We start from the raw sequence: 25999 nt of genomic DNA, 5'->3' as shown, positions 1-25999 counted from the left end.
ATGAACCGTACTGCGTTTTTCTTTGCTCTGCCTGCGATCATGCTACTAATTGACTGGTACGTATGGCAGGCCGTTCGAACTCTTATGCGATCGACCAGCGAAACAACTCAGCGGTCTATCACTATCATCTATTGGGGATTCACCGCGTTTGCGCTGCTGCTGTACGTAGCCATGCAGTATCTGCCGCCTGATTCAATCGGTAAGAACACCCGGACGTTCTTATGGGCGACTATCGCAATCCCTTACTTCTCCAAGGTTTTCGCCGTTCTGATCATCTTTATTGATGATATCGGTCGATTTTTCAAGTGGATTGTCTCGCTGTTCTATAAACCCGAAGTTGGCGAATCCGTCATTAATAACTCTCGCGAAGCCATTCAAACGACCACGGTTCCGAACGATGCCATATCGCGTTCTGATTTTCTGATGAAAACCGCACTAGTAGCTAGTGCGGTCCCATTGGTTGGCTTTACGTGGGGTATCGTATCGGGGGCGCATGACTACCGCGTTCGTCGGGTGAAGCTACCACTTAAAAACCTGCCGTCGGGTTTTCATGGCATGACCATCGCCCAAATCTCGGACATTCATACGGGCAGTTTCTTCAACCGTACGGCCGTGAAAGGTGGGGTTGAGATGTTGTTAGATCAAAAGCCGGACATAGTATTCTTTACCGGTGATCTGGTGAACAGCCACGCTGAGGAGGCAAACGACTTTATCAACATCTTTGACAAAGTAAAAGCTCCCCTGGGGGTGTACTCGACACTGGGAAACCACGATTATGGTAAGTATGTACAATGGTCCAGCCCACAGGCTGAGCGGCAGAACGTACTAAACGTCATTGCCGCGCACAAACAGATGGGATGGAATATCATGCTCGACGAAAACAAAATTCTGGAGCAGAACGGCGATAAAATTGCGTTGATTGGTGTACAGAACCTTGGCTTTGGTCCCGCTGCGTTACGTGCTGGCAACCTGGAGAAAGCTTACGAAGGAACGAAGGAGTATCCCGTTAAACTGCTTCTCTCCCACGATCCTACCCACTGGGATGCTCAGGTACGCCCGCAATACTCGGATATCGACGTAACGTTTAGCGGCCACACGCATGGTGCCCAGTTTGGTGTCGATCTGGTAGATGTTCGCTGGAGTCCTGCGCAGTATTTTTACAAGCAGTGGGCCGGACTGTATCAGGAAGGCGATCAGCGGTTGTACGTCAACCGCGGGTACGGCTACATTGGGTACCCAGGTCGGGTCGGTATATTACCAGAAATCACCATTTTTGAATTAGTCAAAGCTTAGTCGTTACTGATTGTAAGTCGCCAACTCAGCGCTGCTCACAATCAATTGTTTGAATTGTTTTATAACCAATCGTTCTCTATGAAAATCATCTTTATTACCGGTCTCTCCTTTTTTACGTCGCTGTTTTCCTGGATGGCTCCCAAACCGGAGGAAAAAGCGACCATTCCCGTTTGTCATACGGTGGGTAATGACATGTCAGCTATGGCGGCTGACGAGGCTTTTCAGAACTTGCACGCTAATCCAGTCGCTTTTACGTATAAGGGTGCTGGTGAAGTGGTAAGTTTCTCGACTCCGGATGGTAAGCCCGCCCAGGGCTTCCTTCTGAAATCGAAAAAGAAATCGGACAAATGGTTGCTGGTTTACCAGGAATGGTGGGGCTTGAATGACTACGTCAAACAACAGTCGGAAGCATATTACAACGACCTGAAAGACGTGAACGTACTGGCGGTCGATATGTATGACGGCAAAGTTGCTACCGAGCGGGCTGAGGCTGGGAAACTAATGCAGGGAGCTGACAAAAACCGGCTGACAAACATTATGAAAGGTGCTATCGGTTATGCGGGCCCTAATGCTGAAATCGCCAGTGTTGGCTGGTGTTTTGGCGGCATGCTTTCGTTACAGTCTGCGCTGCTGGAAGGTAAGCAGGCAAAAGGCTGTGTGATGTATTATGGCCGTCCCGAACAAGACGTAGACAAACTGAAAACGCTCGATACGGATGTGCTGGGTATTTTCGGTAGCCGTGACAAAGGTATTTCGACGGAAATGGTGAAAAATTTCGAAGAAAATATGCGGAAAGCTGGCGAAACCGTTACGATCAAGATGTACGACGCGGACCACGCATTTGCGAATCCCAGCAACCCAATCTATGACAAGGAAGCTGCTGCTGATGCTTACAAATTATCACTGAATTACCTCAAGGACAGGCTCAAAGCATAGGCTTACCTGTTCGCAGACAGATCCCACGGCACTAAAAAGTTATGGGATTTGTTTTTTCATATTCGACTAAACCTTTTGCTTACTAGCTTGTCTAAGTAAAAAAGCAAATACTAAACGATATGAAAGCGACACGAATAATTCCCTTTCTGGCTGCCATATTAATGGTAGTATCGCTGGCCAGCTGCGGACCCACCTACGTAAACGGTAGATCTGGTTATTACGGTACGCGTCCTTATTATGGCTACGGCTATCGCCCCTACGGCGGTTATTACGGTGGAGGATATTATAGACGCCCCCCCGTTATTGTACAGCGTAGAACGTATGTAGTGCCCCAACGAAGCTACGTTCGTCCATCGGCTCCAAACGCCCGGTCTGGCTACGGCGGCTTTAGAGGCAGCCCAGGTCGTTCGCGCGGACCCAGATAAGTTTAACTGACTAGTCAGAAGCCGACTCATTCGAGTCGGCTTTTTTATTTTCCTTCCAGAAAAGATAGATAATTGCCGGAGTCGATGGGCGAATGCGAGTGGATATCCAGGTTGTAAAGATAAGTCCAACAGAAAATTATTTTGCTGTTGACATGTACTGGCGAGATGGTGCGAACGTATTCATGTAGTTCCGGAAAATCAGCGCCGATACCTTCGTAGGCATCAAGTATTTCCAACAGTTCAGTCTTTCTGGTACTAATATTGTAAATGTAACCATGAACAAAAGTTGCTGCGTACGGATTATAGGTAGCAGCCGGATAATCACCTAGGTTCACTAATAAGCCGGTAAGCCTCCCTGGACCAACGTATTGGCTGTTTTGATGCAGTAAGCTGGCGCAAGGATTGCCGAAGGATGGTCCCAGCGTACCGTAAACAAACAAGAAGTCGGGATCGGTATCCATCAATGAAAATTAATGCAAACAAAGGACGAAATGCCTTGATTATGCGTTACTTATGAAACTGCAACTCAATTATGAAAAAGACTAACGCCTTTCTTTTGCTCGTTGCGTCGCTGATGCTGGTCGACGTGCCTCTGACAACTATGGCCGCAGAACGTGCAACCATTAGTAAAGAAACGGCAATTGGTCGAAAACGAAAAGGGTACAAACCGAAACGGGGTGGCCTATTTAATACGGGTCTGTTTCGTAAGAAAAACCCTTGCGGTTGTCCAAATCATTGATGAAATAGTTATAAATAAATAATGTTCATAAAAAAGCTCCAAATTTGGAGCTTTTTTTATTGGTATTAATTGTAAAAGTCTGTATTTCAGTGTAAAATTCCGTACCTTTGCGGGCGAATTCCGAGTCTAATAAACCAGCCGGAACGTTTTCGCTGATTAACTCATTGGTCTGATTAGCGGAAAAGTAACATTTAAGTAGTCAGATACAGAGTAAGCACAGTTTAAAGATTGTATGCAATCAATTCGCAACATAGCAATTATCGCCCACGTTGACCACGGCAAAACTACCCTGGTTGACAAGATCATCCATGCGTCTAAGCTCTTCCGGGATAACCAGGAATTCGGCGACCTGATTCTGGATAACAATGACCTGGAACGGGAACGGGGAATTACGATTGTCTCTAAAAACGTATCCGTTCGGTATAAGGACGTAAAAATCAATATCATCGATACACCGGGCCACAGTGACTTCGGTGGTGAGGTAGAACGGGTACTCAAAATGGCCGATGGCGTTTGTCTACTGGTTGATGCCTTTGAAGGCGCCATGCCGCAGACCCGCTTCGTACTGAGCAAAGCCCTGCAGCTAGGACTAAAGCCTATCGTTATCGTCAACAAAGTTGATAAAGAAAACTGCCGTCCAGATGAAGTACATGAGGAAGTATTCGACCTGATGTTCAACCTGGGCGCAACTGAAGATCAGCTGGATTTCCCAACGGTCTATGGCTCGTCGAAACAGGGTTGGATGGGTCCAGACTGGAAAACCCCAACTGACAACATCACGTATCTACTTGACACGATCGTAGCCACCATTCCACCGGCTCCTGTCAACGAAGGTCTGCCCCAAATGCAGATTACGTCGCTTGACTTCTCAGCCTTCGTTGGTCGTATCGCCATTGGTCGTGTACATCGGGGAACGCTGAAAGAAGGTGCTAACATGGCACTGGTAAAATCGGACGGTTCGGTCAAGAAAGTAAAAATCAAAGAACTTCAGATCTTCGAAGGTCTGGGTAAACAGAAAGTTTCCGAAGTTCAGTCCGGTGATATCTGCGCCGTAACGGGTCTGGAAGATTTCGAAATTGGTGACACGCTCACCGACGCCGAAAACCCGGAAGCACTCGAACGGATTGCCGTTGATGAGCCAACGATGAACATGTTGTTCACGATCAACAACTCGCCGTTCTTCGGTAAAGAAGGTAAGTTCGTTACGTCGCGCCACCTGCGTGATCGATTGTACAAAGAAATTGAGAAAAACCTGGCACTGCGCGTTGAAACAACCGACAGCGAAGACCGCTTCCTGGTATACGGCCGGGGTATCCTTCACTTGTCTGTCCTTATCGAAACGATGCGTCGGGAAGGTTACGAGCTTCAGGTTGGTCAGCCTCAGGTGCTATACAAACAGGATGAAGACGGTGGTCGTCTGGAACCGGTCGAAACGCTGGTTGTTGACGTACCGGAAGAAACTGCTGGTAAGGTTATTGAATTGGCTACCCAGCGGAAAGGTGAATTGCTGATCATGGAGCCTAAAGGCGATCTGCAGCACCTTGAATTCGAAATCCCATCGCGTGGTCTGATCGGTCTGCGGTCGAACGTATTGACAGCAACCTTCGGTGAAGCGGTTATGAGTCACCGTTTCAAAGAATATCAGCCTTACAAAGGCCCGATCCCTGAGCGGATCAATGGATCGTTGATCTCGATGACGAGCGGTACGGCTACTGCTTACTCAATCGACAAACTACAGGATCGTGGATCATTCTTCGTTGAGCCAGGTGATGAAATCTACACGGGTATGGTGATCGGTGAGCACAATCGTCAGAACGATATCGTCGTTAACGTACAGACAGCGAAACAGCTGACGAACATGCGGGCTTCTGGTTCGGACACGAACGTGAAGATTGCACCGAAAATTTCGCTGTCGCTGGAAGAATCAATGGAGTACATCCAGAAAGATGAATACCTTGAAGTGACGCCTAAATCGATGCGTATTCGTAAGATCTATTTAGATGAGAATGAGCGGAAACGCAACCAGAGTAAATTCGCGATGGCTTAACTGCTAATCGAGAGACATAAAAAAGCCCCTTCAATTTTGAAGGGGCTTTTTTGTTTTAAGAAGGATTAATCAACCGAAAAGCTAGCGTATTCTTTGTTTCTTTTGGGATAATTAATGGCGAAGCCGCATAGGTGGATTTGAGCGAAGTCTGCCGTGTAGCTATATACTGTTGCTGTCGCCGATTGTGAAAATAACAGGCTGTAAATAATACAAATCCTGTAATAAGCGTAACGTACTTTTTCATAACTGTTATCCCCTTTTCAAAAGTCTTTTAGTTGTGTAGCTGCCTGAATATTGGATTATTAATACCATCTTCAGATTTTACTTCTCTGAACTTTCCAGAAAAAACCGTTCTTTTTATGACCAAAACATTGTAGCAAAAGAACAGAATTTGTCGGGTGACTCCACGCTTTTTGAAATATTACGACGCTATTTTTCATTCCAGTCACGTAATATTTCTACAAACTTAGAAAAAAGAGCCTGTTTTCTTCTGTTAGACAGTGAGTTAACCTCGTTTTGTTGCAACAATAACTAGCTTCTTCGAACCTTTCAGCGTAAGAACAAGCGATCGCTAAAGCTAACTCTATCTACATAAGCAAACCTGTTGCCAGACCGCAGCACCCTACAAACTTAGTTGCTTAACTAATGAATGTATGAAAAGTTAAGCTATTCTTATCAAATGTTCTGTACTGAGAGAATTAGCAATGTTTGATATTGGAATAATTATAAAATACTCAATTTAGTCATTAATGACGATGCATAATTAATGGCTTTTACGAGTATGATTCAGAAAGAACGGAAACGGTTGGAAAAGCATAAAAAATTACCCGGCTGTCTTGACTACGGCCGGGTAATGTTCGTCTCACACAAAAAGATAGCACTGATTATCGTTGATATTGGTAGTACGTAGATCCATCGGCAATAGTAGCGCCCCGTGGACTACATTCGGATTACTTTTAATCTCGAACGATCATTGAGTTGTAGTAGCCGAATAATAGGAAGATTCCTTTTCTCAATACATCCTAGGGAAACGGCTGAGAACATTCCACCCTGTACAGGATACTTTTTGTTACATAGCTCCGTATATAGTCCTGACTACCAGAAAAAGGAGCAGCAACAAACTGGACACTCGGTGCGATTAATGGTTCATAACTGATTTATTTTTTGAAAGTCAACGACCCTGACTGAGAGCCCCCGTAGTACAATACCAGTTCATTCTCGCTCACTAATTGATACCGCACTATTCTTGCCAATTGATCGAAATAAGCCTGCTCGGCTTGAATTGTTTCTGAGCTACCACTAATCTCAGTATTACTGAACGTATCAGCCGAAATTTTACCGTCAATCGATGCGTAGAACCGGGCTGTGTATTTATTCAATAAGCCTTTACCACTAGCTAGGAACGGCGTTATATCGTGGGGAGGATTAGCCGTATCCAGCGCAATTGTAAGCGTGATCGGATTGAATGGCGTCGAGTTATTTAATTGCCAGTCCCCCATCAACCGGGCCATTGTCGGATCAATCTCTGTTCCGCCACTTCGGCATTGTGTTAACAGAAGCAACGTAAAAAAGAAGATCAGGACGTTTTTCATGAGTTGGTTTTTGTTGGATCCGCGATTTTGCCCACAAAAAGAACCGTTCCTGAAGTTTTCTCGTGAATGACTAACACGAAGGGACGATCGCAAAGCGTAGGCAGTTGAACGGAGGTAGTAGACATGCCACTGGATGTCACAGCGGCTGCTTCAGTACCCTTTTCGTCGACGGCTATGAATGTGTTTTGCTTAACAAAGCTAAGCAGTAAGCCTTGCTTTGCGTTGATTTTGTTAAAGTTTGCCTGATTGGTGAAGGCCGTAGGCATACCTAACGTACTAAGGATCTTATTCAGATTGACAGCGTAGTTTAGCGTAAATTTCGGTAAGCCGAAATCGAGTTTGCTTACGGTCATGGTACGCTGCAACTCGGTCCAGGTTGCGGGATCGAGTTTTGTCAGGACAGCGTCGGCGGTTGAGTTCTCGGCCGGTAACAGCACCGTCATGGCAAACTTATCGTTCCCGTAAGGCAATTCGATGGCTGTAAAACCCGGTTGGAAAGCCCGGCGGAAGATGTCATTCATCCGCATCATAGGAACAGTTACCTGATTACCCGAAGCTAGTGTAAACGGTGAACTGGTCGTCTGCTCCGGATTGAATGGAGTTTTCCAGTTTCCCTTGAAGTAAAGAGCATTCAGCAGAAACATGACGTTGTCCGGCTGAATCTGATCAAGCACTTTCGGAATACGCCCATTGGTGTGATTGCTGGCCCAGGAATTTATTTTACCAACTGTTCCGGGATCGTTAAAATCCTGAGCCGAAGCTTCGGCGTCGAACGTCTGTTTCAATACGTTCAGAAAGGAAGTTTCCACTGGAAACGAATTACGGCTCCAAACCGAGTTAGCCAGCGTAAACGTAACACTTGGATCAACGGCTGGTAGATTGTCCGTCAGGTTGCGATACGTCTGATTCGCTTCGGCTAGCGTCTGAGCGTTCAATTGCAGCGTTTTCTGAATCTCTTGAGCCGTTTGGCCGTCAGCACCGTTCAGCAGCATTCCCAGCGCGATATGCAGGCTGAGTGGCGACACCAGGAAGTTCTTTGTCTGACCTTCTTCCTTGACAACCTGGTGCGCTAAATCAAACGCAAACTGGGTTGTTTGTTCCGCAAACGGGGCAGAAATTTGTAAGGCCCCTGTAGCGGTTGAATCTACACGATCAGGAGACAAAGCCGATTTAGAACAGCTTCCTGCCATCAGGAAAAAGCAAATAACAATACCTGTTAGTGACAAAAATGGGTTGGGTTTCATAGCACACAGGAATTTGGTAGATTAACAGTAGTCGTGTGTACGCGGTATTAATGGACTGAACATGAAGTGATCCGAATGACTTCGTCTTAACTACAAGCCTTGAATTGATTACGTTGCTGGCGTAATAAGTCAACCAGGGGCTCAAAACCGGGGATCGTTCGGCCATAGTCGAACGTAACGCGGTGTTTTTGCTCACCTACTTGCACTTCGATGTATTCTGCCCCTCCGTCGGCGCAATCAGGGCAACCTATTGTGGCGGGTTGCTGCTTGAACTGCGTCAAATTGATCATTGCCAGAAGTTGCTTTTGCACGCCTGCATCAAGCGAAAATTGACAGGTCTTGGTTGGACGCTGTCGTGGGTCACCATTTATTCGTTGCGTCAGAGTGATGGTCGAACCCTGAACGACGTAGTCCTGATTACAGTACCCAACACACATACCGAAGGAAGTTCCCGTACGAACAACAACGTTATCTGGGTTAACAGTTTCGGTAACTGATCCGGTACAGCGGTCAGCCAATAATGCCATGACTAGGATGATTGCCAACAGTTTCATAGCCTCAGAAATGGTAGTCTACGCCGAAACTCATACCGGTTGCGGTTGGATGGCTTTGCACACTAGAACCCGCTTTCGTTGCCGAACCAATGGTTGGCTGATACATTCCCGCCAGCGAAGCTGACCACCGTTGTGAGGAACGATAGCGGAATCGGGCACCCATGGCCGCTGCTAGCGTCAAGGGTTGGTAAACACCATCTTCGGGCTTGATAACTAACTGATCTTCGACCGTATTCCGGAGGAAGATGTTCGTAATAAAGCCTCCCAGTAAAGCCAGACCAAGCCGTTTGCGGGGTCGGAGTTGGTAACCCACCTGAAGAGGTACCTGCACAAACTGATAGTCGTTTGTTAAGGTTTGGCGCGTCTGCGGGTCGTAGGCATACAACGAATTGAACGTACTGGATCTAGCCCAATTGTTAGGCGTCTGGTCGGCTGCGGTATTTGTATTACGCTGAAGACTCTGCCGCAAAACGTCCGTATATAACGTATTAGCGGACATACCAGGCGTTGCGGATGTCAACGATAACATCGATGCCGGATAAGGATTTGCTGGACTATCAATCGTTGCGCGACCCGCCAGATAACCAACACCCGATTCGAGAGACCAGTGATCGTTAAGCTGTAGACCAGCGTTTGCCTGATAAGCCATCGATAATTGAGTTTGACTCTTTACAGCTGGCTGATTGGCATTGGTAATGTTAAATCCGTAAGCACTAGCAAGGATTGGTTGCGCAGCCTGAACCGAAACGGCCGGATTGAATGCGCTTGGCATAACATTAAGCGACACCCAACGCTCGTGGGAGGCCCGTTTGGATTCCGCCAGGACTGGCTCCTGGGTTGCCTCGTATGGACGCATCCAGACAATGCGGTGAATCTGTCTGGCACCGGCTATTTTTAGTGGCCGAGGAGAAAGCTTCTCCGTTGAAGATGCCAATTGACTATACTCTCCTGCTCTTTCTGTTGACGGGTCAGCTGAAAACGAACGGGCCACCGATGGTGCCAACCCACTGGCTGGTTGCGTTGACTTATTTGGTTCGTACGCGAAAACTTGATCCTTTACTTGAGCGTCAGCAGGTTTATTGATTGATAGCTTCGCTATCGTGGATTGCGCAGAACCAAGCCGTGTGCGCTGGGCCAGCTGCCCGGAAGTTTTTGCCTGATCAGTAACCGTGGATAAGCGGGTTTCAGAAGGATTAGCCTGCGAAGAAAGCCTGTCCGAAACGCCCGTGTTATTACGTTGTTGCTGCTTGTTGTTGCTAATTGATGAACGTTTGTTAGCTGATTGACTCATTGCTACCGCATCGGAATGCGGTGGGTTAGCTATACCAGAGTTCGTTTGATGAGCGGCAATTGATGTCCGAACATCGGAAGGTGTATTGACCCACCAGCCTATCAATAACAGGGCAAGCGTTGCTGCCATGCCTAATCCCCACGAAACCGAGCGTTTCGACAAGAAACTGGTACCCCATAAAGGCACAACAAGTGTCTCATCTGGCTCATCCAGACGACGCTCAATAGCATCCCAAACCCGGGCTGGGGGCGTTTCTGCTGCATCGTCGAATACGGTGCGCCAGAACTCATCCGGATTTTGTTCAAATTCATTCATTTTTTATTGGCGGTAGCCCGTATCGTTGTTCGTTCAATAATTTCTGTTGCAGCATGGTGCGCGCCCGCGCATACTGCGACTTGGATGTACCTTCTGCTATGTCAAGCATCCGGGCAATTTCCGGATGACTGTATCCTTCAATGGCATACAGGTTAAAGACTGTTCGGCAACCAGCGGGGAGTTCCTGAACAAGATTCAGCAGGTACTTATAATTCAACGTTGGTAAACTTTCGTCGGCCTGAGGCAGCACAGGAGCCATTTCCTGCACGTCGGATGTATTATCCCAGGGTTTCTCTTTTCGAATATGTTTTAGGGCGGTGTTGATGACAATTCGCTTAAGCCAGGCCTCCAGCGGGCACTCGAACCGGAATGAATCAATGTGCCGAAAGATCTTAACGAATGAGTCCTGCAGTACGTCTTCAGCTTCTTCGGGGTCTTTTACGTAGCGTTTACACACGACAAAAAGGCGCCCGGCAAACCGCTCATAGAGCTGTCGCTGCACAATCCGATCCTGCCGACGGCATCCTTCGACTAAAGCATTTTCATCCAACATAACAACGTTGACAATCCATAGACCCACCCGCATGGGCAAGGGTTGGAAACGTAAAAAAAAGATGTGGCTCTTTTTTTGATAGCCTACTGATTTGAGCGTTCGTAGCGTTAACGAGTCGTATGGCCGTTATTAGCTTTTGCCAGCTATTATCTTTGCTGTCATAGTATGTTAACTGGCGCAGCGCTACGACGAGATCGCAACGTTGGTTCCGGGAAAAATAGATCCAGCTACCGACATAATGGTATTTATCCAGTTAAAGAATAAGTCAACTGCGGCTCTACCCGTAGCTTCCGATTTTTCATGATACGATTTAGCGTCCCGTTTCTTTATACGTTGCCCATTGTGCTCGCAACACTTTCGTTGCTGCCTGTGCCAGTATCAACACATCGAGTACCTGTATTCACCCAATCCTCGGATCAGGTTTTTAAGAAGTTGCCGGAGAAACCGGCACGTACTAATGAGACGCTCTATCTGGCCCCCGAACTGGATGCTACGTTGTGGGCCGAAACCCCCATGTTCTACAATCCAACTAGTTTGGATATTGATGTGAAAGGGCGGGTCTGGATCACGGAGAGTGTTAACTACCGACAGTTCACTAACAAAGCAGAAGGACGGCTTAACCACCCAAATGGCGAACGGATTGTCATTTTGGAAGATAGCGACGGGGACGGTCGTGCTGATCGGAGTAAAGTCTTCGTAACCGATCCGGAGCTGATCTCCCCTTATGGAATCTCGGTGATTGGAAATAAGGTTTATGTTTCCTGCTCACCGAATATCATTGTCTACTCCGACGATAACGGCGATGATATACCGGATCGGAAAGAAATTCTACTGGCTGGATTTGGCGGGTTGGATCATGATCATGGCCTACATGCGCTCAGCGCGGGTCCCGACGGTCGCTATTACGTTAACGTTGGTGACGCCGGCCCGCATATCGTGACAGACAAGGACGGCTGGATGCTACGAGCGGGTAGTCCTTATACGGGTGGTTCGCCCTATAATAAAAGTAACGAAGGTAATCTCGTTAGCGACGACGGACGCGTCTGGACGGGGGGGCTCACGTTACGCACTAATCCCGACGGATCTGGTATGAAAGTCGTTGGCAATAACTACCGGAACAGTTACGAAACAGCCATGGATTCGTACGGAAACCAGTGGCAAAGCGATAACAATGGCGACGTAGCTAACGGAATTAGCCGAACCAACTGGCTACTGGAAGGAGCGAATCTAGGCGCTTACGGGGCGAGAGGAACCCGAACCTGGCAACAGGATCAGCGACCCGGTCAGCCAGTTGACATAGCACAGTGGCATCAGGATGATCCTGGCATTCTCCCTATCGGCGATCAAACTGGGCTCGGTTCTCCCAAGGGAATGGTCGTTTACGAAGATGATTTCCTGGGCGCGCCTTACCGGGGAATGATTCTCTCCACCGATGCAGGACGTAACGCGTTGATCGGTTATCGAGCCAGTACGTTGGGGGCCGGTTATCGCCTTATCCCCTATCCGCTTTTGAGTACATTACCTGAACTCCCGACTGATTATAAACCCGGCAAGATCGAAACCGATACCCGTCGCTGGTTTCGGCCAAACGACGTAGCAATTGGAACCGACGGCGCGCTGTACGTAACCGATTGGTATGATGCCGTTGAGGGTGGTCATCAGATGAACGATCGTGAAGGTCGTGGTCGAATTTACCGGATTTTCCCCCGAGGTAAAACATTACAAAATCCACGCATCGATTTGCAGACGACCACTGGTCAGATTAGTGCGTTGCTAAGCCCGACTGTTAGCGTTCGGGCGGCTGGCTTTGCGGCTCTGGCTGCTCAGAAAGAAAAAGCACTGGCTCCGGTTATGGCGTTGTTGTCATCACTGAATCCGTATCACCGGTCGCGGGCAATATACTTGCTGGCTCGGTTGGGTACCGAAGGACAGTTCGAGGTAGAAAAACTACTGAAGTCTGGCGATCCGCGTATTCGGTTGGTAGCCTTACGAGCACTGCGCAGCATTACTCCCGAAAATTCTACCGCTAACCCAGAGCTAACGGCTGGCCAGCAAACGCTGTTGCCGCTCTTAGGCAACCTGTCAACAGATCAGGACCCGGCCATTCGACGAGAAGTGGCCGTTGCACTCCGTGATGTCCCTTACGATGACTGCCGTCGGATGTTGATGAACCTGGTGCGGGACTACGATGGGAAGGATGCCTTTTATCTGGCCGCTCTTAGTCAGGCGACTGATGGCAAAGCTGACGCTCTGTTTTCTGATCTGCGCGCTACGTTACCCGCTGACCCGGTCGATTGGAGCCCTCGTGTGGCCAATCTGATCTGGATGCTCCATCCAACGGCGGCTACACCAATGCTGAGAAAGCGCGCAGAATCTAAAAAACTGTCACTGGACGACAGAAAGCAGGCCGTGACTACGTTGGGATTCATTAGTAATCCAGAGGCCACCAGCGCCTTAACGGAACTATCAACGACAACCGATAAGCCCGTTGCTGAGCAAGCTGCCTTCTGGCTTAAAAAAAACGCGCCCGGACTCCGAACTCGGCAAGCGCCACCGCCAGCAACAGAGAACGTCGTTGCCAGTCCCAAGGTTGACGAACCAGTTAAGCCAAAACCGATTGTCAAACCGGAAGAAAAAGTTGTTGCACAGGCCGAGACAACCCAGGTGAGTCGCCCCGTTGAAACCAAAGTGCAGCCTGATCTGTCCACTCAGGATTCGAGTCTTTCAGCGGTGGTAGCCACTGGCGAGCCCGTGAAGCCGGCTCCACGCGAAGAGGCAGTGCGGGTAACTACCGCCGAGCCGGCCAAAGTCATTGCCGAATCAACCAAAGTAGCCGTCAAAGAACCGTACGTATTGACGATTGAAAACCGAAAGAAATCAACTACTGCAAGCACAAACCGCAGCGTGCTGGCTGGTCAGCTAGTCTTTACGACCAGCTGTGCCAACTGCCACCGTTACGGTACGAAGGGGAAAGAAGTTGGCCCTGACTTGACGAATATCCACCAAAAACTGGATCGGGACGGACTGCTGAAAGCAATCACTAATCCTGGTGCAGAATTAACTCCCGGTTATGAGCCCTGGATGATCGTGACGAAATCTGGACAAACGTATTACGGATTCATTACCAATGAAACTACCAAGAACTTAACTGTTCGGGGAATTACCGGTCAAAACCACGTATTAGAAGTAAGTGATGTTACCTCACGGCGGCAGCATAATCGGAGCCTGATGCCCAGCGCGTCAACCATTGGCCTAACTGATCAGCAACTGACGGATCTGATTGCTTTCCTGAAAAAAGAATAAGCGTGCGTCTGTACTATTCCGGTGGTCAGAATCGCCACCGGATCTGGGCCTTTAGCTCGCTTTTATGGGGTTTGTCGATCAAATCGAGCCCGGATCCTACCGTGGGCTGATTCGTTACGTCCGTCCGAGCCCAGCGCAGCCATACGTCTAAGTGCCGATTAAATCCGTATTGGAATAAGAGATAATGCCGAACGCCCCGGTTGAAGTAAGCGGGGAACGAGAACGCATACAGAACATTACGCTCATAGACGTATTGACGGCTATCGTAATCATCCGTATTAAACAGAGCGAGCCGACCCGCTATACTAACTCGTCGCCAGGTAAACGTAGCGTCCTGAACTAAGGCAAAGCCACGGGAGGCCGACTGACCGGCGTACCCAAAACTACCCCACTGCGCTCGGGATTGGAGCGTTAAACCCCGAACGGGCACGTATTCGGCACTGAGAACAAAACTTCGGCGCGTAGTACCCACTATGGTTTTAAGCTTACTATCAGTGGGCAAATTTTTCTCCTTATGCTCGTCGTGGTAGACAACGTAAAAAGACGTTTGCCGATTAGGTGTGTAACGAGCCTGCACTAAATAGTCAAAACCAGCTGACGGCGCGTCAACTAGGTATTTTAGGCCGGGGAAGCGGAAAAAATCAAAAAATCCGCCGAGCGTTAATTTCCGGTAGATAACGTATTTGGCTCCCATGTAAAGCCCAGTTTCATTGCTGTTCTGGCCACTTTCGCTGAAAGCATTACCGTAAAAACTGTGAAAGTTCTTGTTGTAATGCCGAAGCACAAATGCCAAATCCAGCCGCTTTGTCAGGCTGGCTAGTGCTCCGCCGACAAAACCGGTTCCGCCACTGTTCGTTTGCGAACCCGTACTGTGGGCTAACTCACCGAATAAATTCCAGTTGTGCCAGACGTAACCGCCGTGTACCCCAACGACCAGATTTCGGTGGCCCGTGAAGTCATACTGATTGTAAGCCAGGTCACGCTTTCGAAAAAATTTGTCGTACGTAGTTTGTAAGGCAGTTAAGCCTACTTGTAGCTGCCGTCGGTTCCGATACAGCAGGTGAATTCCAACGTTATTTTCGGTAAGGCTAGCCTGATCGTCAATCTCCGATGGTGTACGGTGGAGGCCCGACGTTTGCAGGGATGTAGCTATCACTCCTTCATCTACCTTACCCGTCGTTGTATTGGCGTCACGCCGATTTCGGGACGCCAGCAGCGTCAGGTCGACATTGGCGGTAAGCGCATACGTAGCAGCTACACCCCGAAAATAACCGGACTCAGTAAGAGACGTGTAGGGCCGGGCTCCCAGCGTTGACCGGCGAACCGTCTGCACAGTTTCTGAACTCTTGCTTAGCACAAAGCCTGATGACAGAATTAACCCCTGCCCAATTTGAAGCTGGTAATCTCCTACAACGATGTTTCGCCAGCGACGTCGGTTCTGGATTTGCAGATGAAACGAAACGTAATCTGCGCCATATTGGCGTTTCGCTGGTTGCCAGCCCGTCAGCTCACCGGGATCTTTCTCCGCTGTTAGGCCAATGCTAAAAGCGCCTGGTCGGCTGTAGCGGTATCGGGCATACCATTGCTGCGAATTACCCAGATAGCGCGTTGGTAATTGTCCTTTTTTGTCGGGTACGGCCGGAGAAAACCCTTTTTGTTGTTCCAGAATCTGTTCGTACCGAACGATCAGGAAATGGTCGGTTGGATTGGGTAGAGCGCCTAGTAGGCCGTTCCCTATTGTAACTGTCACGAAAGGGAGCAACCGGCGAATGGTGGGCAGATCAAAATCTGGAATGGCTTGTAATTCCTGGATGGCCAACAGATCGCCAAACGTAGTTCGGTACTCGATCAGGCTACTTAGTTGCCGTTCGGTAAGCAGGTACGTAGCCGCCAGTTCATCGCGGGAGGCTGTATTCAGGTTGAGAGGATTTGCGTATAACTGCGTCAGGCCGTCATAAACCGACTGGTAATCAATTCCCTCAATCTGTACTGGAAACAGCTCCTGTAAGTAGTCAGTAAGGTTAATCTCTCGCTGCTGGAGCGAGCCAGTTTGCGCATAAACAGATATACTCACTAACCAGCCAAGGGCTGTTAGCACAGGAATAATACGTAACATTTTCTCTCGTTGACGGTGGGAGGAGCCAATCAAAACGGCAGGCTCCAGACACGAAAAGAAGAGAATGATGTGACGTTTACAAAGAAATTAATTAAATGGAAATCAGGCGTTTATTTGCCGGCTTAGGCAAAACGGCGTTTTAAGATTTCAATGAGTTCGCTAACCTCATCGCTGCTCATATTCCAGAAATATTGCGATGCATACCGGTACGAAATTAGATCCAGCGCCTGGCCGTAATTATCCAGTGTATCAATTTCTTCAATCGCCTGGTTGTAGGCGCTGGTATTGCCGTTGAACAGTTGATTGATAAACCGGAACTTCTGGTTCAGCGAAATACTGCGGGCAATGCTCTCGATGGGCGCCCGGTTGAACGATTCTGCAACAGTATTTGGCTCAACGCCCGACTCCCGCAACGTATCATTCAGCGAAGGCGTTGGGTCAACGCTTTTTAGCGTCTCGTTGGTTGCCGCTGTCGATGGTTGTGAGATACCCCCAGTTTCCAACTGGGATGGCTGACTGATGGGGGCAACCGGTACGGGACCTGACCCCGAACTGCTATCCAGGAACATGGCTCCACCCGAAGCTTCCTCGCTGGCCAGTGGAGCAGGGGTTGGATCGGGCTGCGGTGGAATGGCGGGACTAACGTTTTCGGGGGTGTCGGCTGCTGGTACCAGGGGAGCGGGTGGCGTAATTGACTCCGTTGCGGTATCGAAAAACGAACGCGTGGGGGCGGCCGGAATTACGTCCGGCACGTGGCTACGTAACAGCGCCGATACGTTCATCGGTACTTTCTCCGAAAATAGGTCAACAAACTGATCATGACGAGCTAATTCGTGCCCGCGCTGAGCCAAGGCTTCGTCCAGATACGTAATGGCCTGGTTGACGTACACAAAAGGCTTGCCTGCCATCCGTTGCGCCAGGTGAGCCGGAATGAACTCGTTGATCTTTGTGTAGCGTGTAATTTGCCGGAGCGCGACTTCGGTTAAGACAAAATCAGGCTGTGCCCGGAGCAATTCATCGAAGTAACCGCGGGGGTCAAAAATCAGCGTGATCGTCTTGCTGACAGCGTCGGCCAGAATGGGTTCCAGATGCTCCCTCCGGACGGAAATATGCTGCGACACTACGTTCATAAAGTGCTGAAGCGCTTCCTGAACTTCGGGATTTGTAAAGTCGAAATAAGCACTACGAAATTTCTCGGCGTCGTTTTGCCACTTTGTCGATAACACATTGACCACGAATAGGTTGATCTGCCTGATTGGGCTCAGCGACAGAATCTGTCGTCCATCAATGGTAGCGTGCTGTTGGTAAAAATCGGCCGCGATACGACGTGCGTAGGACTTGCTGTACTCCGCAAGAGCATTCGCATTAAACTTGTTCGACATCAGGAAAAGTCCTTTTTTTGTAAAGATATGGTTTTCGGTAGCAAACCAGATTTTGTCCGTAAATAAATCGAAAAAACAGAGTTAGTGCATAAATCAGGCCAGGCTTGACCTTCCCAAACGGGGGTTTGAGTACCGAAAAAGGACCCGTAACGACTGATATTTTCATGTTTATCGAACCTACTCGGCGTCGCGAACCGCCCCATCTGCGAACTGGCTGGATTGAAGTGATCTGCGGCTCTATGTTTTCCGGCAAAACCGAAGAACTCATTCGGCGATTGACCCGGGCCAGGATTGCCAAGCTTAACGTGCTTATTTTTAAACCCGCCCTCGATACCCGCTATCACGAAGAAAACATCGTTTCGCACTCGGCCCGGGCTATTTCGTCCACGCCTGTCCAAACGGCCAGCCAGGTGCTGGAACTAGCTGGTGACTGCGAGGTAGTCGGCATTGACGAAGCGCAGTTCTTTGATGAGGACATCGTAAATGTCTGCCAAACGTTGGCGAATCAGGGTAAACGGGTCGTTGTAGCCGGCCTGGACATGGACTTTTCGGGCAAGCCGTTTGGCTGTATGCCCCAGCTCCTGGCCACCGCTGAGTACGTAACGAAGGTACATGCCATCTGTGTCGTGTGTGGCGATATTGCTCACTACTCTTACCGGCTTGTCGCATCGAAAGAGCGGGTTTTACTCGGCGAAACGGATAGCTATGAGGCTCGTTGCCGTCGTTGCTTCAACCTGGGCGAAGAGGCCGTACCCAAAGAGTGGGTTTACGAAGACGACAATGATCGGAACGCCTAAGAAATTAACCTGTTTCAATCAGCTCAGCGTTTGGCTGCTGGCGTTGGTATTCGTACTAAGTCAGTCAATTGAGACGAAGGCGCAGCTTGGTACCTGGAAACCGCTGGTCAGTTATCAATCCGGGCAGGCTGTTGCTGTGGTAGGAAGCAAAGTGTACGCGGCCACGACCAACGGCTTTTTCTATTACGACACGGCCTCCAAAGAAACCGTCATTCTAAGTAAAGAAGACGGTTTCAGCGATGTGGGAATTAGTAGTTTACTCTATCTAGCGGATCAGAATCGATTACTGATTGGGTATCGGAGTGGTAATCTGGACTTTGTCCGGCTGTCGGCTACGGGCACACCCGAGAGCATCACGAATCTGAACACGATTCCGGCCAGCACCAACCTGCCAACCTCCCGGGCGATCAACCATATTAACCGAGTTGGTAACAACGTTTACCTTAGTACTGATTTTGGCGTCGTAATACTGGACGTCGTTCGAGACGAAATTCGCGATACGTACATCAGTCAGCGAACCAACGGGTTAGCCGAGCGAATCTATCAGACAACGGCTACGGCTGACAGTCTTTACGCCCGAACGGGAGTAGCCGATAGCAGCGCTGTAACCTATCGGTTGCGGGCCGTGCGGCTCTCCCCTACTGTGAACATCGCCGACCCTGCTAACTGGAGATCAGTCACCGTACCAGGTCCACAAACGGAATCAATCGTTACATACCAGGGGCGACTGTTGGCTTCTGTGAATAATCTGGGCGTCTACGAGCGGCAGGCAGGGCGTTGGGTGCTGACCCAATCAATAAGCAGCTCCCCCATTCGAGTTTTTTCGTCAGGTGATCGACTGATAATCAATACGGCTAATTCCGTTCAGTTGCTCAATGGAAATCAATTTTTTAGCCCCCTGTTAAGCGGTGCCGCTCGTCAGGCGTTGACCGACGGAACAACAGTCTGGTTGGCGGATGAGCAACAAGGCTTGTTGATCGCTACTCAAAGTGGGGTAACCCGCGTTGCCCCCGTAGGACCTGTACAGGATCAGTTTGCTAAGCTTTACGCGTATCCGAATACGTTAGTCGCTTTACCGAATGGCCCGACTGACAGAACAGCCCCGACCCTGAACCGGCCTGCTCTCGAAGTAGTCAACGTAGCAGAAAACGCATGGTCAAATACGACAAGCAACCAACTGTTTACTAGTGCTAACGCTGCTGCATACTTACCGAATGAACAGCGGTTGTATGTGGGTACATTCGGTAGTGGGCTATGGAGTCAGACGGCGGGTCAGCCACTGACACCCGTTACGTTACCCAGTACAATTAGCCCTTATATCACTAGTCTGGCGGCCGACGCAATAGGAAATCTCTGGATTGCTACGTTCGAAGGGCGGCTTCCGGTTTTGCACGTTCGGGAGGTAGATGGCAAATTCAAGACGTTTTCGGCGCTAACGCAGCTAACCATTCTGGATATTGTACCGGACGATAATGGATTTGTCTGGCTACGGCTGGAGCTTGGTCGGGGTGTGCTGGTTTTCGACCCCTTCACAAACCGAAGTCGCTACCTGACTACGCTCCAGAACCAGGGCGGCTTACTAACTAACAGCGTTCGGGCATTAACAAAGGATCGGTCGGGACTGATCTGGGTTGGTACCGATCTGGGGCCAACCGTATTTGACAATCCCACCGGTGCATTCGACTCACAAGTCAATGCGCAGCCACCCCTGTTGAACGGGCGCCGGCTATTGGCCAACGAAACGGTCACTGCGTTAGCCGTTGACGGAGGCAACCGAAAGTGGATTGGTACGTTAAACGGACTCTACCAAGTATCTGCTGACGGATCTCAGTTGGTGAATACATTCACGGCTGTTAACAGTCCTCTCCCCGCTAATGGCATTGACGCGCTGGCTGTCGAACCGGTTAGCGGCAATGTATTTGTCAAGACTAACAAAGGCATCATCACGTACCGCGGGGCGGCAACCGAACCGGCTGAGCAGCTCAATAAAGCGGTGATCTTTCCCAACCCCGTCCGGCCTGATTTCACGGGTACCGTTGGTATTCGCGGTCTGACTGACAATGCTACGGTAAAAATTCTGGATGCTGGCGGCCAGCTGGTGTACGAAACCCGTTCGCAGGGTGGCACCGCTACCTGGGATCTGCGCGATTACCGGGGTCGGTCAGTACAGACGGGGATTTACCTCGTGGTAGTTGTTACGACCGACGGACTGGAAGGACTAGCGGGTAAATTAGCCGTGGTACGTTAAGTCATTTATCAAGAGTAAACAGGCTATTTTCCGTAGATTTAGAACGTATCGCCTGCAAAGACGACCATGCTCCTTTTACTCATTGCCCTGTATTTATTAGCTAACGTCGCCGTTGGCGCCTGGGCAGCTCGCCGGGTAACGACGGCTCAGGATTTTGTGCTCGCTGGGCGTCAACTACCACTGGTTCTGGCGGCCTCAGTTACGTTTGCTACCTGGTTCGGCTCCGAGACGATTATGGGTGCTCCGGCCATGTTTGTGGAAGGTGGTGTTCAGGCTGTTATCGAAGAGCCTTTTGGTTCGGCATTGTGCCTCTTTCTTGTCGGCGCTTTTTTCGCCCGCCCGCTATACCGATTACAGATCACGACGTTTTGCGATTATTTCCGGATTCGGTTTGGCCGTTCGGCGGAACTGCTATCGGCCGTAATGATGATCCCCTCCTATTTCAGCTGGATTGCCGCGCAGCTAGTGGCTATCGGTATCGTATTGAGCGTTGTGACAGACGTACCGCGCGAATACTGTATTCTGTTCAGTGCCGCCGTAGTGATGATCTATACGCTGCTGGGGGGCATGTGGTCAATCTCCGTCACGGATTTCTTTCACAACCTCATCATCATCATAGCTTTGGTGGTACTAGCCGTGCTGCTCTGGCAAGAGATTGGCGATTTCAGCCGAATTCAGCAGCAAACTCCCCCTGGATTCTTTCGTTTCCTCCCCCCGCCCACGTTAAAAAACTGGATTGAGTACGTAGCTGCCTGGATCACAATTGGTCTGGGGTCGATTCCGCAACAGGATATTTTCCAACGGGTCATGGCGGCCAGGACCGAGAATACGTCCGTGCGCGCTTCCTATCTGGCGTCGGGTATGTATCTGACCATTGCTATGCTGCCGCTGCTCATTGCACTCATGGCCCGATTAGTCCACCCCGATTTGTCCGGGGATAATCAGATGATTATCCCGAACATGGTTATGCAGCATGGTAGTCTACCGTTACAAGTTTTGTTTTTTGGGGCTGTTACGTCGGCGATTCTGAGCGTGTCGAGTGGTGCCATCCTGGCACCCGCTGCCGTTTTTGGCGAGAACATCGTTAAGTTCTTTCGTCCCGACTTGAGTGATCGTGCGCTTCTGTTGACTATCCGCTGCGCTGTTGTCGTGATTACTGTGATCTGCGTCTGGATGAGTACGACCCGAGACACCAACATCTTTGATCTTGTTGGCGAATCATCGGCGTTTAGTCTGGTCTCTCTGTTTGTACCATTAACGGCGGGCATCTACTGGAAACGATCCAATCTGACCGGATGCCTCTGGTCAATGATCGCAGGGCTTGTTATCTGGTTGCTGTGTTTATGGCAGGAAACGGAATACAACCCGATGCTGTATGGCCTGCTAGCTAGTACGCTGGGAATGATACTGGGGAGTATTACCCGAAATACTGCTGCTCAATCCGTCCTACGTACCCCAAATTTGTAGCACCGTCAAACCAGGCCTGTATTTGGGCGCCTATGTTTGGATACAGGTTTAATGAGGGGAGTTCGCTGATTGGTTTCCAAAGTACGTTAAGCGCCGTTGTTTCGGCCGGATTCAATACGGGTTCGCCCTGCATTGTTTGGGCCTCAAAAACCACGTGTAGTACGTCGTTATTACGTTGTGTCAGCAGCATCTCGCCCGCTAGAATCATATCACCGAGCGTTACGGTAACGCCCAACTCCTCCTTCAATTCACGAATAATCGCTTGTGGTAGAATTTCTCCCCGGTCTGGGTTCCCGCCTGGTAACGCGAATACATCCTGTCCGCCGTAACAATAGTGCATCAGAAGAATCTCGGGTAGATTGGCTGAGTTCCGCCAGACCAGGGCGCAGGGTCTTACTTTCATGTGGGTTAAATATGGACGACAAAGAAGCGGTCGTCTCGCCCGCTAAACTAGGCAAAAACGACCGCTGTACTGTGCAAACTGCAACTACTTAATTTAAAATCAATTCAGATCGCGGGTGGTTTCGAACAGGAACCAGGTCCGCTCTTCTGTTTCATCAATATAGTTTTCCAGCAAGCTGGCCGTGGCTACGTCTTCCGCATCATCCGCAACCTTGTGGGCGTCGCGCATGTTTTTCGCCATCTTTTTATTCTCGTTTACCAGGTCGATCAGCATGTCTTTGGGACCGACGAAATCCTCGTCATTGTCTTTCACCCGCTGTAATTGCGCCACGTGCCCTACTGAACGAATGGTTGTGCCGCCAATCTTCCGGACGCGCTCGGCCAGCGGGTCGATTGTTGCCAGAATTTGAGCCGCCTGGTCGTCCAATAATAGATGATAATCCCGAAAATGACGACCTGACATATGCCAGTGATAATTTTTGGTCTTTATGTACAAAGCAAACGCATCGGCTACCAGCTGATTGAGTGATTCAGCCACTTTCTCGCGGCCTTTTTCCTTCAGGTCCGAAGGGGTGTCCAGCGCTTCTATATGATTAATTGCATCCATGATCTGTCTCTGTTTACTTGAATTTTCGATTCATACAGAAAACCAGATCATTTAGGTAATGTTTGGCTGGAAACTGCCGTTTGCGGGTGTACTGGCTTTAAAAATTGATTAAAATCGAGCCAGGGCTTTCTGAGCGACTGTTTCCCCAATAGACAGCGAAGACGTTGCCGCTGGTGAGGGTGCGTTTACTACGTTGATAGCCTTATTTGTTTCCAGAATGGCAAAGTCATCTAACAAACCGCCCGTCCGATCACAGGCCTGCGCCCGGACACCAGCACCCCCTTCTTCCAGATCACTTTCCTGAATTTCCGGAATCAGCTCCTGCAAAGCCTTGGTGAAAGCGGCCTTGGAGAATGACCGATACATTTCGCCTAGCCCGGTCTGCCAGTATTTACCCGCCACTTTCTGAAAGCCTGGCCAAGTTAGTGTTTCGTATAACTCTTTCAGGTTAATATCTGACTTGGTATATCCTTCCCGTTGAAAAGCTAGCACGGCGTTCGGACCCGCTTCGACGCCCCCGTGGATCATCCGGGTGAAGTGGACGCCCAGAAACGGGAAATTTGGGTCGGGAACGGGGTAAATGAGGTTCTTAACGAGATACTGCTTCTCCGGTCGGATTTTAAAATATTCACCTCGGAACGGAATGATGCGGATATCGAGCGCTTCGGGCTGCGTTAGTTGAGCAATCTTATCGGAGTAGAGACCTGCACAATTGATGACCAGCTTCGTTTCGTAACGCCCTTTGTTCGTCACGACAATATTCAGACTATTTCCTGACGTTACCTGCTCCACGCGTTCGGCCAGCCGGATTTCGCCACCTAACGCCTGAAACTTCTCAGCGTATTTATCGCAGACCTGTTTATAATCAACTATACCGGTTTGCGGAACGAACATCCCCTCTACCCCATTGACATGCGGTTCAATCTCGCGCATTTCAGAAACGGTCAGCTTACGTAGACCCGTCAGGCCGTTCTGCTGCCCGCGTTCATACAGCATGTTGAGCTGAGGAATCTCCGCCGTTTTGGTCGCCACAACGATTTTGCCGCACAGATCAAAAGGAATTTCTTCCTGCCGGCAAAAGTCGACCAGCATCTGATAGCCCCGGATACAGTTAGTAGCTTTCAGGCTGCCCGGCTTGTAGTACAAGCCGGAATGAATAACACCGCTGTTGTGGCCGGTTTGGTGGCGAGCTACGGCAGGTTCTTTATCAATAAGTACGACACTGAGCGATGGTCGTTGCTGTTTCAGTTGCAGAGCGGTAGCCAAGCCAACAATACCGCCCCCAATAATTAATACGTCTATCATGCCTTACTGGCTAAATACAAGCCATAAAGGTACGATTTTCGGGTAAATCGTACTTATTCCAACTGGTTCTCAATCCAGTCCAGCCCACGCCCGTAAAGCGCTTGGGCAAAATGCACGCGATTGTCAAAATCGGCATCACCACTGACTCCTTCAGCCATGAACTGCCGGATCAGCTTAGCGTTATCCGTAGCCTGAGGATTCTCATGCTGACTTTCGGTTGTGGTCCGGAAATCGGCAAACGTAGCGGCATCGCCGTCAAAGTGCTGAAAGAAGAGATGGCCACGCGGAGTACGAACGGCACATAAAATACCGCTGGCGCGGCTGGTTGAAGGGGCCAGGCTTCCCTCTAGACCTCGCTTAAGAACAATGGCCGCATCGAAGCCCGCCATCAACGCCATCTCGGCCATTTTCATCTGGTACGTAATGTGAAAAACGGATGTAACCAGAATTCGGGCGTGGCAAGGGTTCAGGGCTTTCTCCAGCGTAGCAAGAAATGGGCGCTTAATGAGAATACGGCGTCGATCAACCCAGGTATTTAGGGCGGGCGAGAGCGCTTTCTGATCCAGGACCCACCCGTACCGATCGAGGGTTGTATCGAGTTCGTGGTTGCTCTGGAGAAACTGACACCCTAAATGCATGTACAAATCCAACGCATTCAGGGTAAACTTTGGTCCGCCCGACCGACCCACAACCGACACCGCACCGTACCCCCTTTTTTGGAAAAAATGAGCCAGAATTGGCGTGATGAGATAACTGTTCTCGACCCCGTCAAAAGGTTCGGCCAATTGTACTAGTGGTCGGGTAGCGCAGCTGATCTTACCAAATCCAGGAGAAAACGTTCGTTCGGCGGCCCGCATCAGCCCTTGATATTCTTCATTGGTTTCGTGTCGAACCCGCATGATGCTGGCTGCCAATCCCCGGAATGTTTCGCAGTTATCCTCCGGTTTGACCCCAATGCCGAACAGGTAATCACCCAGTTGCTGGGCTTCGCTTTCCTGCAAATTATGACCGCGGACCAGCTTAGTCGCTACGGGTAGCATGCCAACGGGCAGTTCCGGACAAACCTTATTAATGAAAAATGCAGCGTGGGCGAAAGCGCCTTTACCAATTGTTTCCTCCAGCGTTTTCTCCTCCTGAGTAGGCCCTTTTGCCAGCAAGGCTCCCAAAAAAGCCCCCCGCTGCAACGGATGTGTAGTCGGATCAATCAGCGCCTGTCGACACTCCTCTAGTAAGTCCGGTGGCAACGGCTTACTGCCATATTTACCAATACCAATATGTTTGATTCCCCGCCCGAGTGGCGTTTCGGTGGGGGTGTCAAGGTAAAAGCTATTGATCGACATAGAGGAAGGCTTAACAAGTACACGAGTAAATATAGGATAAACC

General features: G+C 49.6%; 21 protein-coding genes. 9 read left to right on the top strand and 12 right to left on the bottom strand.

Annotated elements, in window-relative coordinates:
* From ACYVAD_RS25185 to ACYVAD_RS25175, 3 genes are all read left to right on the top strand, one after another.
* Complete coding sequence (locus ACYVAD_RS25185; RefSeq protein ID WP_461142307.1) at positions 1–1293, top strand: metallophosphoesterase; 1293 nt, start codon at positions 1–3, stop codon at positions 1291–1293.
* A 78-nt stretch (positions 1294–1371) separates the two neighbouring features.
* Complete coding sequence (locus ACYVAD_RS25180) at positions 1372–2229, top strand: dienelactone hydrolase family protein (RefSeq protein WP_461142306.1); 858 nt, start codon at positions 1372–1374, stop codon at positions 2227–2229.
* A 119-nt stretch (positions 2230–2348) separates the two neighbouring features.
* Positions 2349–2654, top strand: a complete 306-nt coding sequence (locus ACYVAD_RS25175) for a hypothetical protein (RefSeq protein WP_461142305.1) — start codon at positions 2349–2351, stop codon at positions 2652–2654.
* Between the two features lie 44 nt (positions 2655–2698).
* Here the strand turns inward: ACYVAD_RS25175 and ACYVAD_RS25170 are convergent, their stop codons facing one another.
* On the bottom strand, positions 2699–3115 hold the full coding sequence (locus ACYVAD_RS25170) for a gamma-glutamylcyclotransferase family protein (protein WP_461142304.1): 417 nt from the start codon (positions 3113–3115) through the stop codon (positions 2699–2701).
* A 71-nt stretch (positions 3116–3186) separates the two neighbouring features.
* On the opposite strand from ACYVAD_RS25170, the gene ACYVAD_RS25165 reads away from it, so the two are divergent.
* Positions 3187–3393, top strand: a complete 207-nt coding sequence (locus ACYVAD_RS25165) for a hypothetical protein (protein WP_461142303.1) — start codon at positions 3187–3189, stop codon at positions 3391–3393.
* Between the two features lie 232 nt (positions 3394–3625).
* Positions 3626–5440, top strand: a complete 1815-nt coding sequence (typA, locus tag ACYVAD_RS25160) for a translational GTPase TypA (RefSeq protein ID WP_461142302.1) — start codon at positions 3626–3628, stop codon at positions 5438–5440.
* A gap of 1157 nt (positions 5441–6597) precedes the next feature.
* Here the strand turns inward: typA and ACYVAD_RS25155 are convergent.
* The 5 genes from ACYVAD_RS25155 to ACYVAD_RS25135 all read right to left on the bottom strand — a co-directional run bounded on the left by ACYVAD_RS25155 (position 6598) and on the right by ACYVAD_RS25135 (position 10989).
* Entirely contained in the window at positions 6598–7032 is a 435-nt protein-coding gene (locus ACYVAD_RS25155; RefSeq protein WP_461142301.1) for an META domain-containing protein, read from the bottom strand.
* Positions 7029–8276, bottom strand: coding sequence for a serpin family protein (locus ACYVAD_RS25150; protein ID WP_461142300.1), 1248 nt, complete (start codon positions 8274–8276; stop codon positions 7029–7031). Before ACYVAD_RS25150 ends, ACYVAD_RS25155 begins: the two co-directional genes overlap by 4 nt.
* Positions 8277–8362: 86 nt before the next feature.
* Positions 8363–8830, bottom strand: a complete 468-nt coding sequence (locus tag ACYVAD_RS25145) for a hypothetical protein (protein WP_461142299.1) — start codon at positions 8828–8830, stop codon at positions 8363–8365.
* 4 nt (positions 8831–8834) lie between these two features.
* Positions 8835–10436, bottom strand: a complete 1602-nt coding sequence (locus tag ACYVAD_RS25140; RefSeq protein WP_461142298.1) for a hypothetical protein — start codon at positions 10434–10436, stop codon at positions 8835–8837.
* A complete protein-coding gene (locus ACYVAD_RS25135; protein WP_461142344.1) occupies positions 10429–10989 on the bottom strand; it encodes an RNA polymerase sigma factor in 561 nt (186 codons plus the stop codon). Before ACYVAD_RS25135 ends, ACYVAD_RS25140 begins: the two co-directional genes overlap by 8 nt.
* Before the next feature lie 300 nt (positions 10990–11289).
* On the opposite strand from ACYVAD_RS25135, the gene ACYVAD_RS25130 reads away from it, so the two are divergent.
* Positions 11290–14292, top strand: a complete 3003-nt coding sequence (locus tag ACYVAD_RS25130; RefSeq protein WP_461142297.1) for a PVC-type heme-binding CxxCH protein — start codon at positions 11290–11292, stop codon at positions 14290–14292.
* A gap of 25 nt (positions 14293–14317) precedes the next feature.
* On the opposite strand, the gene ACYVAD_RS25125 is transcribed toward ACYVAD_RS25130, so the two are convergent.
* On the bottom strand, positions 14318–16408 hold the full coding sequence (locus tag ACYVAD_RS25125) for a ComEA family DNA-binding protein (RefSeq protein WP_461142296.1): 2091 nt from the start codon (positions 16406–16408) through the stop codon (positions 14318–14320).
* Between the two features lie 122 nt (positions 16409–16530).
* Positions 16531–17790: a hypothetical protein gene (locus ACYVAD_RS25120; RefSeq protein WP_461142295.1), complete on the bottom strand. Its 1260-nt coding sequence runs from the start codon at positions 17788–17790 to the stop codon at positions 16531–16533.
* Positions 17791–17954: 164 nt separating this feature from the next.
* Here ACYVAD_RS25120 and ACYVAD_RS25115 point away from each other — a divergent pair, with 164 nt between their 5' ends.
* The 3 genes from ACYVAD_RS25115 to ACYVAD_RS25105 all read left to right on the top strand — a co-directional run bounded on the left by ACYVAD_RS25115 (position 17955) and on the right by ACYVAD_RS25105 (position 22302).
* On the top strand, positions 17955–18587 hold the full coding sequence (locus ACYVAD_RS25115; protein ID WP_461142343.1) for a thymidine kinase: 633 nt from the start codon (positions 17955–17957) through the stop codon (positions 18585–18587).
* A complete protein-coding gene (gene porZ, locus ACYVAD_RS25110; RefSeq protein WP_461142294.1) occupies positions 18571–20835 on the top strand; it encodes a type IX secretion system anionic LPS delivery protein PorZ in 2265 nt (754 codons plus the stop codon). Before ACYVAD_RS25115 ends, porZ begins: the two co-directional genes overlap by 17 nt.
* 66 nt (positions 20836–20901) lie before the next feature.
* A complete protein-coding gene (locus ACYVAD_RS25105) occupies positions 20902–22302 on the top strand; it encodes a high affinity choline transporter 1 (protein WP_461142293.1) in 1401 nt (466 codons plus the stop codon).
* On the opposite strand, the gene ACYVAD_RS25100 is transcribed toward ACYVAD_RS25105, so the two are convergent.
* The 4 genes from ACYVAD_RS25100 to ACYVAD_RS25085 form a co-directional block, all read right to left on the bottom strand.
* Positions 22253–22705 (bottom strand): NUDIX domain-containing protein, encoded by a 453-nt coding sequence (locus tag ACYVAD_RS25100; RefSeq protein ID WP_461142292.1) that lies wholly within the window; start codon positions 22703–22705, stop codon positions 22253–22255. The genes ACYVAD_RS25105 and ACYVAD_RS25100 overlap by 50 nt on opposite strands.
* A gap of 99 nt (positions 22706–22804) precedes the next feature.
* Positions 22805–23311, bottom strand: a complete 507-nt coding sequence (locus ACYVAD_RS25095) for a Dps family protein (RefSeq protein ID WP_461142291.1) — start codon at positions 23309–23311, stop codon at positions 22805–22807.
* A 108-nt stretch (positions 23312–23419) separates the two neighbouring features.
* The gene (gene lhgO / locus ACYVAD_RS25090) at positions 23420–24616 is read right to left on the bottom strand and encodes an L-2-hydroxyglutarate oxidase (protein ID WP_461142290.1); all 1197 of its coding nucleotides are present in this window, start codon (positions 24614–24616) and stop codon (positions 23420–23422) included.
* A gap of 53 nt (positions 24617–24669) precedes the next feature.
* Positions 24670–25956 (bottom strand): anthranilate phosphoribosyltransferase, encoded by a 1287-nt coding sequence (locus ACYVAD_RS25085; RefSeq protein WP_461142289.1) that lies wholly within the window; start codon positions 25954–25956, stop codon positions 24670–24672.
* Positions 25957–25999 lie beyond the last annotated feature (43 nt).

The organism is Spirosoma pomorum (assembly GCF_054776615.1).
This window is presented reverse-complemented; position numbering and strand designations above follow the sequence as displayed.